The sequence below is a fragment of the Marinovum sp. PR37 genome, from assembly GCF_028807375.1.
Taxonomy (GTDB): domain Bacteria; phylum Pseudomonadota; class Alphaproteobacteria; order Rhodobacterales; family Rhodobacteraceae; genus Marinovum; species Marinovum algicola.
This window is the reverse complement of the sequence record NZ_JARAML010000046.1, coordinates 1-17,314: the sequence shown is the minus strand read 5'-3', so window position 1 is coordinate 17,314 and position 17,314 is coordinate 1. Positions and strand designations below refer to the sequence as shown.

Sequence of the window (17,314 nt, the reverse complement as noted above, 5' to 3'; positions counted from 1 at the left end):
TAGTTTACGCCAGATCCTGTCCAAAAGATGGGGAGTAGCTCAAAGGTGGCGGGGCGGCAGGCGTCGCAACGCTCGGCGCGGCTGGGGTGGAGGTCGCACAGAGCGTCCTGACCGAGACCCAGACCGCCATCCTGCCGCTGGTGCCGTATCTCGACACCCTGCGCTGGGTGTTCATCGCCGTGGCGCTCATGGGCGTTGCGGTTACAATCTATGCCCGTCTTGATGATTGGAAACGGGGGCAGCGATGATCGCCACTTTGCTCGCCGGGATCGCCGCCAGCCCGTGGATGCGGGCGGGGCTGCGCTATGGGGCCATTGCTCTCGCCATCGTCCTGTTCCTGTTGTCGTTCCGTCGCGCGGGTGAGCGCGCAGGGCGCATGGCAGAACGCCTTGAAACCACGGAGAAGACCAATGATGTCCAACGCCGGATGCTGGAGGCGGCGGCTCGCCGTCCTCGTGATCGGGACGAGCTGGTTGACCGGCTGCGCGACGGTGGGTTTTGAGACCGGCGGCGTGGGGGCATGCCCGCCGGTGGTGGAATACAGCAGGGAGCTCCAGGGGCAGGCGGCCGAAGAAATGCCAATGCTGCCGGACGGATCTGCCATCGCCGAGATGATGGGCGACTATGCGGTGATGCGGGAGCAGGCGCGGGCATGCCATGGGTCTCCTTAGAGAAGAAAAGAATTGGTCAAGCTAACCTTCATGAGACTTGATTTCCTGAATCTACGTTCCTCACGTAAGTCACATAAAATCCCTTGATCGTCCGGTGATCCTGCAGCCGGTCCCCAAGCGAAAACCCATCTTTTCTGATCGGCGCTTGGAAGATGTCCAGCCCACGATCAAGGACGATCTTCCAGCCTGTGTCGGTAGTGATATCGCGTGCATGGCCAGTACCGGTACCATCGAAGACCCAAGTGAATTCAATACCGGTGCCTGCACATGCGTCAGCTATGGAATCCAGAAGCTCACGCTGATTGGCCACGTTGCCGTCATCCGGCCCTGTTACCAAATGAATGCTGACCTGGTCTTCTGGCGGCTTGCGCTGGATGACCATTTCTACAAATTCCATCATATTCTTGATCTGGTAGAAGTAGCGGACATACGGGTCAGTCACTACGATCCTGGATGCACCGGCAATGTAGGGACCAAATACCTTGTCGTAGCTGATGCCTTTGCGGTTTTCAGCAAAGACATGATGACCTTCGGCGAGCGCTTGTTCGTTCTGTGCGGGAAGTTTGGGCTCCGCAGGAGCAGATGCCTCACTGCCAGACGCGTCCACGGTCCGGCCATCTCCCTTCTCGTCTCGCTGTTCCTGTTCCTTCGGATCCAGCGCAGGTTTCAAATGATAGAATTGCGGATATTCTTCTTCTTCTACCGTGGTGACACGGCGCTTTTCGCCATCGGGTCCGGTGTAATAGAAGTCGACCTCGGGATAGGTCGCATCGATGCGCGCCAATTGGTCTTTCACGCGCTTTCGGCTTTCCATCGCCAGCCGCAGCAGTTCCTCGACATCCTCAGTGGTCTCGCCACCGTTTGGGAAGATCAACTTCAAGAGCCCCGACATCGTCTTGTAAATGGCGTCGCGATCGCGGGTCGATATCTTCTCGCTGATCTTGAAGTACTGATCAGGTCGATGTGAGAAATCCTCTGAGCGCAGATGGCGCAGAATTTCGGCCAAATAATCCACGATAAAGCCGTAGCCTTTGGTGAACATCTCACCCCGGATGACGTCGATTTCCCAACCCGGAAGGTAGGAGTGCAGACGGTCGATGAAGGCTGAGTCATGGAACTGTGACGGCAGCGCCTCGAAGAGATCACTGTTTTTTAGCATGAATGGCACGTTGTGGTCGGTATTGCCGACAAAGGCAAAGCTGGCCTCGGCCCCCATGGGATTGACCCCGCGGGAGAAGGTCTTGTTGGCCATGTAGTTTTTCATGATGTCGACGAGGGCCTTGTTGGCGGTCTTTTCGCGTCCGGCGAACTCGTCGAAGGCGACTACATCCCAATATCCCACGAGACCAATGCGGCCATTGGAATTGTTGACAAAGAGCTTTGGGATCGTGACCTCACCGCCCGAGATCAGTTGGCCATGCGGAGAGAACTCCGAATAAATATGCGACTTGCCGGTGCCTTTGGGCCCTAGTTCGATAATATTGTAATTGCGCTCGACGAAGGGGATGAGGCGCATAAGCTGGAGCAGCTTGGCGCGCCGACCAAATGCGTCGGGATTGAAACCGATGCTTTGCATGAGAAGGTCAATCCAATCATCGGTGCCGAAGCTGGATCGGGCTTCGCGATAAGCGTCGTAATCGACCTTCGCGATCTGGATCGGTTTGATCGTCTCAAGGATCCACGGAGAAGTCCGAGCATCCTCAGCAAACTCATACTGGACGTCGGCGATACACCAAACGCCGGTCACCAGCAGTTTGGGATGAGCCTTGATGGTGCCGCTGTCGACGGCAACCTTCTTGATTCCAAGGTTGTCGAAGGTTGCCTCGTAGCTGTCGGTTTTTTCGTTCAGCGATACGCTGATCTGATCAATGACCTTGTAGCGGCCCTTTTCCTTGATCGTGGACTGGATCAGCCCAGCCTCGCTGCGGTGAACATAATGCTTGCGCAGGATTTCCTTGACCGTCTCGATACCCGTGCCGATCGAGGCCTCATCGTCTGTGGCACAATACTGTCCCAATAGGTACTCGAGCACATAGGTCGGTACGATCGCATTGCCCTTGACCGTCTTCACCAGGTCCTTTCGAACCACAAAGCCCGCGAAATTCTCGTTGATCTTGGCGTCGAGGTTACTCATCCGTAGGCTCCTCAGAAATCAAAGTCGGTGGTCATGCCACGCCGCAGCTGGAAGCGGTGGGTGGCATAATCCTGGTAGTGGCTGGTCTTTCCGACCCGTTCACGCAGCTTCAGGATGACGTCCTGGTTGTTGAACCGGTCGGCCTCGCGCGAGAGAAGGAACTTGCGCGGCATCTCCCTCTCGCGGGCATTGTCGGACCGGAAATCGAACAGCAGTGTGTACTCGTCGGAGATCAGAGTGCCATCGGAGGCATAGATGCCCGCCAGAAGCTCCCGAGGCCGCATTTTCTCCGAGACGGGCTGGCTCTGATAGAGCGTCACAGCTGTCTGGCCTGAGGAGATCAGGCTGCGGCCCGTGACAAAGATTTGCACATCGACCTCGCCCACATCCGTCTCGCGCTGCTTGCCAACCCGGATGACCGGTATGACAACTTCCTGCAAGGTGGCGCCGCCATGTACGAAACGACTGCCGGCGCCCTTCACCCGCATCCGGTTGATCGAATTCGGGATCAGGACATCCAGCCCGCCAGAAAGGCCTAGCCCTGCTGCGCCGAAGTACTTCATGCCCGTTGTGGGCGCGAGGCCGCGCCCAATCACAAAACGCCGGTTGCGGAAGAGGATCTCGGCACCCTGCGGATCGGCGATGGCGAAATCGCTCTCGTCAAGCGCGCGATGCTGGTAGAGGAACCCGTGATCCGCGGTAATCAGGATGTTGGAAAAGTTGGCCGAAGTCAGCTTGCGGACGAGCTTCGTCAGATCCTCGATGGCATCCTCGGCCGCCTCGGGCAGCTTGTCTTCCGTTTGCAGCTTGTCGCCGATGGCGTCGATGCGGTTGTGGTATACGTAGACGATGTGGTGGTCGCGGAAGAGCGTCTTTCCGTCGTCCGTGCGCATGTTCATCACTTCTTCGGATTTCAGCGCCTTCGCAGTGTCACCCTTGCGCCCTGCGGCAAGTAGCTTCTCTCGTGCCGCAAGACCCTTGGTATTCTCTCCGTCCGAGATGACATCGCCGCTCCCGTCCTCCGCCAAGGCGAGCGCGTTGTGTGGAAGGAGTGCCGCCATGCCGAGTTGGGTGTAGCTTGGCAGCGAACTGATCATTGGCTTCAACTCAGCATCGAAGCGATCCAGAGCGCGTATCCGGCGCAGGCATTCCTCGCCCACCTCGAAGCGGAGGGCGTCCGAAATGATTACAGCGACCTTCTGATCCTTGCGCCGGTACTCGGCGGCCTGCTCCTGATAGAAGTTGGTCTGCGACGCGAAGCCTGAGATCTTCCACTCACTAAGGTCGGCAATCTGGTCCTGCCAGGCGTCGTTCAGAGCCAACACAAAGCTGTTTGTGTAGCGGTTTTCGACGGATGCATAGAGGTCGGCCAACAGGGAGGCCTGACCACTTTTCTGCATGTGGTAGACGAACTTGCGGTAGAGCTGATCGAGCCGATACCAGCTGGTCACATAGCGCTGTACACCCTCGGCGGGGCTGGTCATCCCCAGGTTCGCTTCGGCCAGCGCCTGCTGGAACTCGGTGGCGTAACCGATTGCCTGGTAGATGTCCGCGTAGGCCGGATACCAGTGGCTCTGCCGGCGTTCGCGCACCCAGTTCAGCAGTTCCGGCGCGCTTGCGGACTGGGCCGACATCGTGCGGACGATCTCACGGATGATTTGCCGGTCGATCTCTTCAAAGTGATCTACGCCTGCCAAGGTGCGGAAGTCGCGATTTTGCAGATCGGCCGGGATCTTCAGCAGATCCTGATACTGCTTGGACAGCGTCTCGAACGCCTCCGCCCAATGGCGGTTGTTCTTCCAGCGGCGGAAGACCAGCAGCGCCTCGGCATTCAACGCACCGTCTTCCCCCAGGGCGCAGAAATAGGCCGATTGGAACAGCGCGATAGCGAAATCCTCGAAATCGGGCTCATCCGATTTGTAGCCGTAGGCCTGTCCGATCTGCGTCCAGAGGAAATCGGTCAGACCCGAGCGCTCGATCAGACGCAGGGCGTCGTCCTTGCCCACGGCCAGTTCACCCAGCAGCGCCTCGATCACTGTGTCCAGCCCGCCCTCGGCGCCGCCGCAGACGGCCAGCATCCGCAGGCGCATCTGGGTCTGGGTGTCAGACGCCTGCATCAGCCGCTTCAGCGCCTCGACACGGGCCTTGGCGCGGAAGAATTCGATATGCTCGCGCACCACGTTTTCGAACTGCAAGGGCAGGCCCAGCTCGGCGAGCCAGATAGCCGCCTGATCGGTCTTGAACACGGCCGAGGCCAGCTGAAGGTCCAGGAGCCAGTTCTCCGCCATCTCGGGCTCGGGCCCGTCCTTGAACAGCAGGAACTTGCCCTGGGGCTCCTGCCGCAGGATCCGGTACTTTAGTCCGAATTCGTTGTTCGCGATCTCCAGCTTGGTGACGCCGGGCAGGTCCACCGCGTCGAACGCTACCCGCATGTCGCGATCGGCATCGTACCAGAAGACAAGCCGTTTCTCCTCGAACAGCTGCCGCAGGCTAGTGGCGATGCGGTCACTCATTCTTTGCCTCCAGCCCCTTGATTGGCTTCAGCGCCCCGGCGAACAGCGGGTAATTCTGTTTGACGCCTTCATCGAGGTCGATTTCCTTCTTCTCCTGCGCCAGTGGAAAGATGACCTCGCGCTCCCATTCCTCGAGCTCGGCGATCTGCTTCACGATGGTGCTCGCGGCTTTCTCTGCCTTGGTGCGCTGAGCCTGCGTGGCCGAGGGGTCATCGGCCAGTTTTGCGAGCTTTGCGCGCTCGGCTTCCAGCTTGCGGATGAACTCGACCAGATACTCGTTCCGCAGCACCGAGACGGTGTCCGGCCGGTAGCGATGCATGTAAATCAGCGCCTGGAACGTGCCCTTGGGGCTGGAGAACATCCAGTAGATCGGCCGCTTCTTGTAGCGCTTCACGTGGTCTTCGTAGAACCCCTTGGTGAAATACTTGCGGATGTCGCCGATCTGCGCCTCGACAAAGGCGAGGTTGTCGCGGAAATGCGCCTCGCCAAAAGTCACGCGCAGGAACTTGCGAAAACGGTCCGCGATGTCATCGGGGAACCAGTTCTCGAATTCCTCCGACAGCACGGGGATGACGTTGTCCTCGTCGGGCAGGAAGCTGGGCTCCCGAACGCGCGCAAGATAGTCGGCCAGCGTCTCGCCCTGGTTGGCAAGGATCAGGCCTGGCGCGTCGAGGCTGTAGCGGCCGAACATGCAGCCCACGGCGTAGCTGAGGAATGCCTGCATCGTGCGGGCACGCAGCGCGACTTCCCGGTCTTCGTCGGTCTTGCCCGTTCGGATCGAGTACGCGGGGTTGCAGTTTAGGGTAATCTCCTCGATCGGCACCTCGGGTTTCAGCTCGTCTTGCAGGCCATAGGCGTCGATAAAGATGTGGTTGTTCTCTTCTTCCAGTCGCTGCATCTCGTCCGTCATGCCCTGCCAGTGGGCGCGCAGGAGGGAATAGCTGGCCGCCAGCGTCGCGGCCCGATGATCGGGCGAGAGCAGCGGGAGCGTAGTGAAATCCCAAGAGGTTTCGTAGGCGTCCCAGTCTGATTTTCCGAGATTGATCAGTTCTTCCACAGCTATTGGAGAGCGATTAATCACTTCAGCATCGAAAGGAAGACTATTCAGCTCGGCAGTGTTAAAACTTAGGGTCGGACAGAGAACTGCGAGCAAGCTGTCGGCAACGTTCGAGCACAAAAACGCCAAAGCCGATCTTTCAGTTTCTGCACTAGAACTAAATCCCGACCTTCCTGTATCATCAAAAACGAAACCCGGCGGTCGGTATCGAGTGTCAAATTTTCCAGCGCTGATCTTTGAGTACGTAATGCCTTCTCGAAAGAAATACTGGATATTTTGCGGTCGTGAGCGCAACTTTCCCGCACTATCTTTAAAGTTCCGAATTTCTTGACCATCATTCTCCCAGTTCACGACAACCTCATGGTTTCCGTACCACTTTCTGAAATCGCCGCCGCTATGGCAAGGAAACCAGCGTGCGCCGCTCTCGCCAGAAGAAGTGCATTCGTAATCGGAATTTTCGAGTGAGACCTCGAACCATTCGCGCTGAAACCGAACGTTATCACCCGTCAGGAGGCCTGCTTTCAGCTCAACATGTTCAGCTAGCGAAGGCATGTTCGCGAAATCTTCAATTACGGATTTGCTCAACGAGAATGCAATTGGATAGCCAGGTATCTTCTCGAAATCTTTCTGCAGGAATTTGAACGATCCAAAGTTACGATCTTGGAATAGCGTCTCAATTTCATCCGGTTTGCGCACTTGAACATGCTGTTCAAATAGGCGTCGATAGATCCCGGTATCGCTGCTATTGGCTATTCGCTTCTGTACCGTGAAGGCGACGGAGCCAAAGTCAGAGCCAAAAATGCCTCGTCCAAGCTGTAGTAGCGTGTCGATCTTGTGTTCTTCGAGGAGCCAAGCCCGGCATAGTTGAAATGATCCCAAGAACATCCAAGAGGGCAAGTTTATCATCCCCCAAAAGCCACTTGAAACGGTCAGCCTGCTCGAGCGCTCCATAAAACACGTCATTAGGTCTGATTTGCTGCGCGGAAAATTCTCCTTAACCCACGAACCAAGCGTACTATTTAGACCCTTGGCTCCTGCATACGGCGGGTTGGCCACCACTACATGATACTTTGGCGACAGAGCCTCGGCCATTTGCAGCACTTTCACGAGGCGCTCCAGAACCGGGCGCAGCAGCAGGTCGGCGTCAAAATCCCGCGCCTCGACCACCCGCAACGTCTCGGCCGGGTCGCGCAGCTTCGGTATGATCAGCGAGCCGAAGTTCTTCGCCTGTTCGAACTGGCCCAGCGTCTCGCGCAGTTCGTCGGAGAACAGATCCTTGCCCACGACCGCGGCCACGTCCCGCAATTCCGCTGAGGTGAAGCTCGCGTCCTGCAACACGCAGATGTCGGGCTTGGCCTCCATCCGCAGGAACCGCCGCCGCCCCAGCTTTGCCGCCGCCTTCATCGCCAACGCAAAGGCTGCGAGCGCCCCAGCGCGGTCGTCGATCTCCACTCCCGTCAGGTTGTGCTGCAGGATCAGCGCCGGGATCTGGGCCGGGTCATACCCCTCTTCCTCGTAGATCGCGTAGAGCAGATCGAAGGCATAGGTCAGCATGTGCCCCGACCCGCAGGCCGGATCGCAGATCTTGATCTCCTCCGGCTTGCCGATCTTCAAGAAATCCGTCTCGGGCTCTTCCGGCGCGATATAGTAGCCCATCCGCTCGGCCAGTTTCGACCCCGGCCGGTTCAGCAGCCATAGCCGCCCCAGTGAGTTCTCTACCAGGTAACGGACGATCCAGTGCGGGGTGAAGAGCTGTGTTGCGGCCGGGATATTCTCGGCCTCGATCTTCTTGTTTTTCTTTAGCCCCGCAAAGACCTGATCCTTCTTCTCGGAGATGTAGAACTGGTAGAGCCAGCCGATGATCTCGACATCCTGGCAGGCATCCGGCGTCATGGCCTCGCGCAGATAGGCGAGGATCGATGCATTTGACAGCAGGTCGGTAGGCAGTAGGAGCTCGGTGTAGTCATCGATCCGTTCGAACAGGAACGGCATGGTGGTCTGCCAGGAGTTGCAAATGGCGACAAGAAGCAGCCGATACGCCTCTGCCTGAGGATCCTGGCTGGGGGTCATCCCCTCCAGCAGTTCGCGGACCTTTCGGCGGGTTGCCTCGGGGACGAGCTGTTCATTGATGTTTCCGGCCTTCGCATCCGCAAGGATCTCGGGCTGGAACTGCCCGGGCAAAGGAGAGACGACGCGAACCGCGTTGAGTTCGTTGACGTCCAGGAAGCGAAGGGCGGTAAAGCGGTTGAACCAGATGTAGGCGACCCGCTCGATAACTTCGTCTTCGCCGTGCTGAGCGATGCTGGCCTCAAGTTTCTTGAAAGCCGCCGGATGCTCGCGCTGAGCGGCTGAGCCTTCCGCGCGGACTGCCTCCAGTTTCGCATCGACCTGCTCGATGAGTGCGCGCCGCGCGAACTGTGCGAATTTCTTGAGCTTCGTGGTATCCATCAGGCCGCCCCCTCGCTAATTCGGCGAAGTGACTGCTCTCCGAATTGCCTCTTCCATTGTTCAAAATTCAGGATGATGCAGCTCGCGGCGCAATCGTCGGCCCAGTCCGCATGCCTGATCGGAATGGCTTTCCGCAGTTCATCTTGTTTTGCAAGCAGCAAAGCACTGTCCAAGCTCTGCATTGAGAGCAGAACGAGATACCGGACTTTACGATCGTTCTTGCCCTGTGCTGATCGGAAAAATTGGGTGTCTCTGAATTTGCCAGCAAGACTTTGAGCCAGCTTCCCGGAGTTCAATTTGGCCACGAAGGCGGCCGGGTTTGCAGCCGTGGGGGTGTCGGGATCTTTGATCTCGACAAACAGGTAATGCGCATCGTACTCCGCTATAAAATCAACGCGTTGGACAGTACTACTTGCGTGGTACTGACTGTCGTCAAAATGGACTACAGCATTGGCTCCGGGAAACGAGAGTTCCAGATCAAATTCCTGCACTGTCGTCATAGTTCAATACCCTTCAGCGAGCGGTCAATTTCTGCCTCATAGAGTTCACCGAAGGTTTTCGATATGCCCGTAGTTACGAGTTGTCCGTAATCATCTGTCGAATAAACAGACATCTTTCCATCTTCATCGCTCCTTTGAAGGACGTGAAATCGGACATGGTCCTCTTTGCCTTTCTTGTCCATTAGAAGATCCAGCCACTTCAAAAGCACGTAGTCGTGCGTGGCGATGACGATCTGCTGGCCGTTTCGTGAAAGTTCTAGAAGGACCTGAACCAGTTCCTTCATCAGTTTTGGGTTAAGGTTTGCTTCGGGCTCATCCCATAGCAGAGAGCCGGTTTCTCCCGGATTGATCGATCCGTTGCATAGCAGACGATGAAGTACGCCGATCTTTCGATACCCTTCGGCTGTCATCCCAGTTGGGAACGGCTGGCCGCCATTCGAAACAAAACGGGTCTGTGTCGAGTCTTGGTACGCTTTCGCAGTTTGAGACTCTGACCGTGACGGATCGTTTTTCGGTTTAGCCTTTTCTTCATATCGTCCGGGTTCAAAATTGAAGCCACCGTCGTCCTCCAGACGATACCTGCCTCCAATAAGGGCAACCAACTTGCGAATGACGTTAGACAACCTCGGATCTTCAATGGGGCCGGATGCCTTTTCATTGAAGACGGGCTGCACAAGAAGTTCCGCCAGGTTCACATAGCCATCATCGAAAATCATCTCGACGGTCGCGCGATCATGATCCGGGTGGCGAATGCCGCGAACCAATGAAAGCACTTCCTTGGTCGGGATGTAGACAGGCTTGTCAGCAGGCTTGGGGCCCTCTTCGCTAGAGGCAATTTCCAAGTATTGAGATCGCGCGCCGAAAGACACATCCACACTGGAGTCATCACTGTTCATCAGCCGCAGCCTTGCTTCCGATTGAGCCCCTTTGGAGGAGAGGATTCCCACCCTGTCGTTCTCAGTAGAAAAAACCTTCAGGAATTTCCCCGACGCAGTGGTCGCGAAACCATCCTCTGAGCGCTCAGGATATTCTCCATCCGCGATCATGCCTAAGCCATAGATGGCCTTCAGGAGAAGGGTCTTCCCCGTTCCGTTTGACCCGATAATCACATTGACCCGAGGAGACAGGGAGAGTTCCAGATTCTCGAACGCTGTGAAGTTTTCGAACTCAATTTTGGTAATCATCACACGATTACTCGCTTCCCAGATCGTATTTGCGCGAGCAAGCTCTGCCGCATCTCTTCAACGTAAGTTTCAACGTCGCTTTCTTCCGCCAGGTATGGCTTGGCGTAATTCAGCCTAATCTCAGAAGCATTGATGTATGATGGCGGCCTTGGCACCGGGGCGGGCCGTTCCTTCATTCCCGGATCGGCCGGAGCGGGCGCCGGAGGCTGCGTCATGCTTGCGATGTCTGCCAGCATCTGCTGTATCAAGCCGGACCGTGCGCCATTCGCCCGGTCGCGCAAAATCGGGATCATAGTCACGGCGTCGAGTCCCGCCTTGTGAGAGGCCACGCTGCGGCGGATCTTGTCCTGCTGTTCAGGGGAGAGGGCTTGGAACTCCGTCGTCTGGGAGACCTTCTCCGCGCATTCATCGACCGCCGCGACGACTGCCTTGCGCTCCTTCAAGACATCGAGCTCGACCTTGTCCTTCAGGGCGTAGAGGTCGGACTTCAGCTCCTGGATCGCCGTGCCCTTGTAGCAGTCGGGATCATTTAGGGCGGCGCGCAGCTTTCCCCCGGCAGCGGTATCAACGTAGCCAATATTGGCTTCTTGAGCCTGCAGGAAGTCGCGGACGTCGTCGTAGATCTCGCGCTGAGCCCCGCCCATGAAGCTGCGAATCTTGTCGAGAACGTCCTCCTTGGCGTTCAGCAGCGAGTCTTCCTGCTTGACCGGTTCGGTGATGTACCAGACGGCGGGTTTGCCGACCATGGCGACGACCTCATCCCGCAAGGGCTCAAGCGCCGTGACGAATGGGTACTTGTACTGTTCGGTGACGAACCGATTCAGTTCGTCTGACAGCGCGCGGATGCTCTCTGCCCATTCACCGCCGAGAACCCGTGCATCGGAGCCGTCGGCAGGCAGGCCGAACAACTCCTTATAGAGATCCTTCGCTGCGCGGATTTGGGACGAGGTGAACTCGAGTTGCGGGGTCAGGAGGACGTTCGCCAGCATGTGGCTGTTGTTCAGCGCGCGGGCCAGCTCGGCACCTTCCAGCGGCGTACCGTCCGAGCGGGCCTCGCACTTGCCTTTGCCGGAAAGGCTTGCGGTGAGGCATAGGGCGGCAACCGTAGGCCAGCCATAGGGCTTAGCCCCGAAGCGTTCGGTCAGATACTTGGCCGAGACTTTCACACCGTTGCGGGCCTGACTCTGAATGTGGTTCAGCACATCTTGTTCGGCTTCCGTCAAGCCGGTGCCGGCTTCGCCAAATAGAGTGGACGTCGGACTTGCAGCCTTGGCAATGTCTGCCTCAGCATAATTCACGCCCCGCAGCATCGGCAGGTTCACGTAGACCTTGTCGACAAGCGCCTGGAACGCCTTGACGACGCGGTCCTGGGGATCGTCACCACCGATGTCCAGTTCATCACCACGCACGAAGAGCCGCGCCGCCGCCATCAGTTTACGCAGCCGAAGCTCCAGATCCTTCGCACGACGGCCGTTCTGTTCGCCCTTTTCGAGGATAATCCGGTCTCTACCAGGCTGTGGCGACCCGCTGCGCGATTGCCGAATGAACTTGTCGGTCTGCCGGAACAGGGTCAGGTCCCGAATGAACCGGACATCCGGTTGCAGCACGATCGCCAGCTCCTCGCGCCCCATGTTGCGCATGCGCACGGCATCTGGAGCCGCGGCATCGTCATTGAATGGGCTGATAATGTTGATCGAAAGCTCGTATTCCCGACCGAGCAGATGGTCGTCAAGCTTGCGGCTGAAGGGATACTCATAGCCTGTGGTAAGGTGCTTAATCTTGCGGTGCCGGAGGATCGTGTCGAACGCGAGCGTTTCAAGCTCTTTGGTGATCTCGGTTGGATCGACATCCAGTGCCTTGATCTCGGCTTCGACGTCCTTCTCTTCATTGGTCAGGAACTCGTAGGTTTCGCCGTTGCGCTGAATGTAGGTTTCGCGCTCGAGACGCGCCAAAGCATCCTCGATCTTGCGACGTTGTCCCGCCTGGTCTGCTTCAAATTCCGACAGCAGAAGAATGCTGATATTGCGGACGGTCGGTTTGAACTCTTTGACATATTTGACAAGGAACAGGGCCTTCAGAACTCGAACTGCGAAGGTATCGTCGAGGTTTCGCTCGGCGATCTGGACGGACTGTTGAACGGAGGACTTCAACGCGGTGCGGATCCCCTCGAACATCAAGTCGAAGGTCGCAAGGCCCCCGACAGGACGATCGGCAAGTGTTTTGGCCACCTCCTGGAACACGCCCAGCATCGAGCGTTCGCCCACAGAGCTGTGCTTGCCCTCGAATGCATTGTGCTGGGAGAGCGACGTGATCGCCATCTGGAAGAGCGTGTACTGATAGGGCGGGAACGGATAGCTCGCCACGAAATGTCCGCGATCGCGGTAGTTTTTCAGCCGGATCGAGCCGTCGGCAAAGTCGAACAAGGTCTTGAGGTTGTTCTCTTCCTTGTCGTGCAGGTTGCCCAACATAATCTGGGCCGCGTCGGTCTTGAACAGCAGGCGTCGTTGGATGACTTCTGCCACATCCGCCGAGTTCAGAGGCATGCGGTTGGCAAAGCGGGCCTGAATCTTCGAGAAGTCGTTCTCCTGCCGGGCCGTCATATCGCCCACGACTTCAGTGATAGCCTGCTGCGCCGTCACGATAATCCATGCTTGTCCCTTGCACTTGGTGTTCAAGCTTTCGGCGATGGTCTGGAGGTTCGTCATAAGCTTAACGTTGTCGGCAATGTACTGGCCGACCTCGTCGACGAAGAAGTTCAGTCGGAAGTTGGGGACCTGCCGGTCGATCCAGGCCTTTATGGTGTTGGCAAAGTCTTCGATCGAGACCCGCGTATCTTTTCGGTACTGTGAGAGTATATCCTTGGCATCGGCCGGATCTGCACCGGTTGCCTGCGCGAATGCCGCAGCGATGTTGCGCCCCTCCAGCAAAGCCTCCTCGCGGCCTCGCGTCTCCCAAGGCTTCCCGGAGAGTTCCATGAACGCCGCCTTGAACGCCTCGAACTGACCACGCTCATCGAGCTGCCGTTCGAACTGCGCAATGTGTGGCTGCTTGCCGTAATAGCCGCACATCTCGTCGAAGACCTTCTGGAAAACCGAAAGTAGCGCGTCGACGTCGTTCTTCGAGATCACGTCGGCTTTCTGGTCGATGTTGAACAGAATTGACTTCGACGGGATCGACACGGCTTTGCGCAGAGCGCCAGCGAGCATAGGTTCGTCCTTCAGCTTCTCAGCGAAGATGTCGAACGCCTTGATCCCGTCGACTTCGCGGTTTTCCAGCAAGAGCGCTAGCATCTTCAGAAGGTGCGATTTGCCTGAACCGAAGAAACCGGAAATCCAGACACCATTCGCAGTCTTGTAATTGTTGTAGGCGTCAAGGAATTGCTCAAGCCTCTGCCCGATCTCGCCGGTAATCACATATTCGTCGAGTTCGATTCGGAGGCTCGCTTCGTCATCCGCCTTGATGACGCCATCGATGGCGCGGTCGACGGGCTTCTCAAAAATTTCACGCATCGCAATCGTCATCGGATCAAACCTCGTAGTTCAGAATATTGAAGGCTCGGTAGTACTTGTCGTCGTGGAGGCGCTCGAACAGATCGAGCGAGGCTCCCGTCGCGAGCGCGTGGGTGTAGCTGCCTGGGAAGAACAGCACGGTCGGCTTGTCCTTGGCTGTACTCTGGAGATTGTTCAGCACGTTGTGCGACCGGATGTAAGGATAGACCTCTCCGACACCGGACAGGAAGATCACTTCATGCGGTGCGGCTTCAATGGCGTCGCCGATCTTAGGGATGAGATTGGCTTTTGGATCCAGCACGGATTGCAGAAGCTCTCGGATCTCGCCCTTGTCGGTGTCCGGCTCAATCTCGAGGATCTGGTCGAGGATGCCGCGCTCTTCGAGAATGCCGATCGAAAGATCGTACAGGCTCAGGTCGAGAACACCGATCCCGGCATGTGTGATACGGGTGACCAGATCCAACCGGTCCTCAACCATCGACAGTCCCTCTTCTGCCGGGTAAGGGCAGATGAAGAACGGCACCTCATTGCCGAGGCCCTGCTTGGTCAGGAACCGCTGGCTGGTGACGACCTTGAATAAATGTTCTGCCCGCTCTTTGCGGCTGGTCGGCTTTTTCACAGCGCGCCTCCATCATGGCTCAATCCAGGAAACACGACGAGGTCCCGTGGGCTTTTCTCTGCCAACATCGTCTTGAGCCGAGGCGAGACATAGGCAGACAGGATCCGGTTATCGACGGAGATCACGTTTGCTTCGCGCATTATCCGGAACAGCACCTGCCGCAGCTTTGCGCGGGTCATCGGACTAATCCCGGCAAGGCCTTCATCCCATTCGGCTTTGGCGGCAAACAGGACGTCGAAACTTTCCAGCGGTAGGTCGAGTTGGAACGAAAGAAATTTTTCGTGGATGACTTCCGTCGCGAACTCGCGAACAAATCGATACGCTCTGCAGGTCGCGAGCCACAATAGGGCTTGTTGGTCCTGCCGATCGGCTCGCTCGACCAAGTAGTCGAGTTCCTCATCGTCCAAGGTTGAAATCCGATTCACAATTTCACGAAGCGTCCGGCGGCGTGACGCAGCCTTTGGAAGGGAGGTAACGCCTCCGTCCAAGGCGCGCTGCAACGTAGCGTCCCAAGCCTCCGATTGCGCGTGCATTCGGGCAACCTCGACGCTTTCGTTGAGAAGTAGGCCCCCAACAGCGAAAGACATCTTGTAGGGTTGGAGCTCTGCGCCGGTCATTATGCCGAGCTCCCAGCTTGCAAATGAACGACGTCACGGTTCAATAGCACGATCTGCTGATCTTGCGGCTTCCGGGCCGCAGGGTCGGTATCGAGCCCAAGCCGTCTCAGCGCGTAGTACAGGAGCGCGCGCCGGACCTTGATCTTCGCTTTGCCGCCACGCATGCCATAGTCGAGCGCGATGACCTTTGCTTGCGTCTCCGAGAGGTCGGGGTGGGGGCCGACCTCCAGCGTGACCTCTGAGTGCCAGTCGCGGTCATCCTCGGCCGAGGTGTCGCTTTCGCACGACCCACAGATTTCGAGAATCCGAGAGAGCAGGAAGTCCTTGAAGCATTCGTCGGTCAGGCAGAACGCCCGCGCGTGCCAGCGGAAGCCGTCGAAGGCGATGGCATGCGGCGCGATCCACCTCCTGCGCGGGTCGGGGTTGGACAGGGACTGATATTTTACCTCGATCGCTTCGGATCGGCGGATGGCGATGACGACCGAGCGCAGCGTCACAGGATTGACACCGCGCACTGGCGTTGGTGCCGAGGCGTAGGACGGGAGATCGGCGATCCAGGAGTCCTCGCGGTCGAGTATACCCTCGGCGACAGACCGCAGCTGGGCGAGGTAGCGGCTGGCGTCGGGCTCGAGGAATTGCGGCTTGAAGCCTGAGCCACGGACATAGGTCCGCGCACTCTTGTCGTAGACCATGTTGTCCGGAGCGAACCCGATGTAGCGGTTCAGGTCGGCGGACGCCTGGTTCACCGATAGCCCGAACTGCTCCATCAAATCGCTGCGGTTCACTCGCCCCTCCCAAAACAATCGGAACTCGATGAACTCGAGGCGCAGCGCGACTCCCCAACGAAGCTCCGACTTGTCATTATCCACTTTGCACTCCCGACTCGGCGCGTTTGATTAATATGCGCGCCCATTTTTTGTGCTGACTGCAAGCTAGCCGGGAGTCATGTCGTGTTCAATCGAAATGCTTCGTGGGATTGTCTTTTTTCGCGATGCCGCGACCTTGGGAGGGGCGAGGTAGACTGCTCAGCCTTCGACCGGCAGCTCGTCCGGAAAGCTCTGAACCTCTCGTTCAAATGCCTCGACGTCGGACACTCTGTACACGACCCGGCCGCCAATCTTCAGGTATCGCGGACCTTCCTGGGCCCAACGCCATCGTTCAAGTGTTCGGTGGCTGATCTTCCATCGGGCCGCCAGTTCGATTTGACTCAGACACACTTCGCTCATTTTCGTCTCCTTTTGCGCAACTCACTTCGGTCGCAAGAGAACGAATGCGTGAGAATAAAACCTATTCAAGTCGGTATGTTGCGTGCTCTGAGACTATGTTCGAAACAGGCGGGGCGGGCGTAAATTGGCGCACCACATCGAAAACATGTCAAATCCTTCGCGGTGGGGCGATGCCCATCGGCAAGGGGTCGGACACTTTTCTCAAGCTTTCAGAGATTTTCGTGGCATCTAGACTCGATCCGAAAAGCCGAAACAGCCGAATTGCGGAGCGAGTCATTCCCTCCGCCACTTACCCTCGCGAAAGCGTTCTCCCGATCCGGCTGCGGCCGGATTTTCTCGTTGTTTTGGAGGGTTATGCGCGTGGGGCTGAGCACTGGCCCGTGCGCGAGGAGGCCCGGAAGCGGTCTCTCAGGGCGGATATTCTCCGGACCTGTTGACTGCATCGGTTTGGTGAATTTCTTCCAAGGCATTGAAGAAAAACGGGAAAAGAGTGCGACCGGAAATGTTTCCGATCTTGGTCCCACCTGTTCAAATAGGACTGGGATCGAACCGCAATCGGGGACCGAGCAACGTGCGCACGGAGCTACCTAAAACATTGGTGGGGCTAGTCTTCCTGCTCGATGAGCGCTGATAACCGCGCAACGAAATAGGTGTTAACGAGTTCGATTGCCTCGTGGACAGGAAATTGGAAATGCTCGTCGAGATCGTCACCGGAGATCGCGAGCGGCGGCGGTAGCGACAGAAGTCCGTAGTAGAAGATGACGTGAGCATTGCTCGTCTCCGACAAGAGCCCAATTGAGCTACCCCCCGAAATTCGGACACTGACATAAGCTACG

General features: G+C 57.4%; 12 protein-coding genes and 1 pseudogene. 2 read left to right on the top strand and 11 right to left on the bottom strand.

From position 1 onward, the window contains the following. Positions 1-38: 38 nt before the first annotated feature. Positions 39-248 (top strand): annotated as a pseudogene (locus PVW49_RS23010) (YcbK family protein); the annotation flags it as partial. Next, positions 245-502 carry a hypothetical protein gene (locus PVW49_RS23005; protein WP_274591708.1) on the top strand — a complete coding sequence of 86 codons (258 nt, stop codon included), beginning with the start codon at positions 245-247 and terminating at the stop codon, positions 500-502. The pseudogene PVW49_RS23010 and the gene PVW49_RS23005, both read left to right, overlap by 4 nt. Before the next feature lie 197 nt (positions 503-699). Here PVW49_RS23005 and brxL read toward each other — a convergent pair whose 3' ends face one another. The 11 genes from brxL to PVW49_RS22945 form a co-directional block, all read right to left on the bottom strand. Continuing rightward, positions 700-2,805 carry a BREX system Lon protease-like protein BrxL gene (brxL, locus tag PVW49_RS22995; RefSeq protein WP_274591707.1) on the bottom strand — a complete coding sequence of 702 codons (2,106 nt, stop codon included), beginning with the start codon at positions 2,803-2,805 and terminating at the stop codon, positions 700-702. 11 nt (positions 2,806-2,816) lie between these two features. Then, positions 2,817-5,318, bottom strand: coding sequence for a BREX-1 system phosphatase PglZ type A (pglZ, locus tag PVW49_RS22990; RefSeq protein WP_274591706.1), 2,502 nt, complete (start codon positions 5,316-5,318; stop codon positions 2,817-2,819). Continuing rightward, entirely contained in the window at positions 5,311-8,823 is a 3,513-nt protein-coding gene (gene pglX, locus PVW49_RS22985; protein ID WP_274591705.1) for a BREX-1 system adenine-specific DNA-methyltransferase PglX, read from the bottom strand. The genes pglZ and pglX overlap by 8 nt, the downstream gene beginning before the upstream one ends. Next, a complete protein-coding gene (locus PVW49_RS22980) occupies positions 8,823-9,323 on the bottom strand; it encodes a hypothetical protein (RefSeq protein WP_274591704.1) in 501 nt (166 codons plus the stop codon). The genes pglX and PVW49_RS22980 overlap by 1 nt, the downstream gene beginning before the upstream one ends. Further along, a complete protein-coding gene (locus PVW49_RS22975) occupies positions 9,320-10,507 on the bottom strand; it encodes an AAA family ATPase (RefSeq protein WP_274591703.1) in 1,188 nt (395 codons plus the stop codon). The genes PVW49_RS22980 and PVW49_RS22975 overlap by 4 nt, the downstream gene beginning before the upstream one ends. Then, positions 10,507-14,028, bottom strand: coding sequence for a BREX system P-loop protein BrxC (gene brxC / locus PVW49_RS22970; RefSeq protein ID WP_274591702.1), 3,522 nt, complete (start codon positions 14,026-14,028; stop codon positions 10,507-10,509). Before brxC ends, PVW49_RS22975 begins: the two co-directional genes overlap by 1 nt. A 4-nt stretch (positions 14,029-14,032) precedes the next feature. Beyond that, positions 14,033-14,635: a DUF1788 domain-containing protein gene (locus PVW49_RS22965; protein WP_274591701.1), complete on the bottom strand. Its 603-nt coding sequence runs from the start codon at positions 14,633-14,635 to the stop codon at positions 14,033-14,035. Continuing rightward, entirely contained in the window at positions 14,632-15,252 is a 621-nt protein-coding gene (locus tag PVW49_RS22960; RefSeq protein ID WP_274591700.1) for a DUF1819 family protein, read from the bottom strand. Before PVW49_RS22960 ends, PVW49_RS22965 begins: the two co-directional genes overlap by 4 nt. After that, positions 15,252-16,121: a WYL domain-containing protein gene (locus PVW49_RS22955; protein ID WP_274591699.1), complete on the bottom strand. Its 870-nt coding sequence runs from the start codon at positions 16,119-16,121 to the stop codon at positions 15,252-15,254. Before PVW49_RS22955 ends, PVW49_RS22960 begins: the two co-directional genes overlap by 1 nt. Positions 16,122-16,277: 156 nt before the next feature. Next, complete coding sequence (locus PVW49_RS22950; RefSeq protein WP_274591698.1) at positions 16,278-16,478, bottom strand: helix-turn-helix transcriptional regulator; 201 nt, start codon at positions 16,476-16,478, stop codon at positions 16,278-16,280. Positions 16,479-17,082: 604 nt separating this feature from the next. Beyond that, positions 17,083-17,314: hypothetical protein (locus PVW49_RS22945; RefSeq protein WP_274591697.1), on the bottom strand; the 232-nt coding region annotated here is incomplete at its 5' end.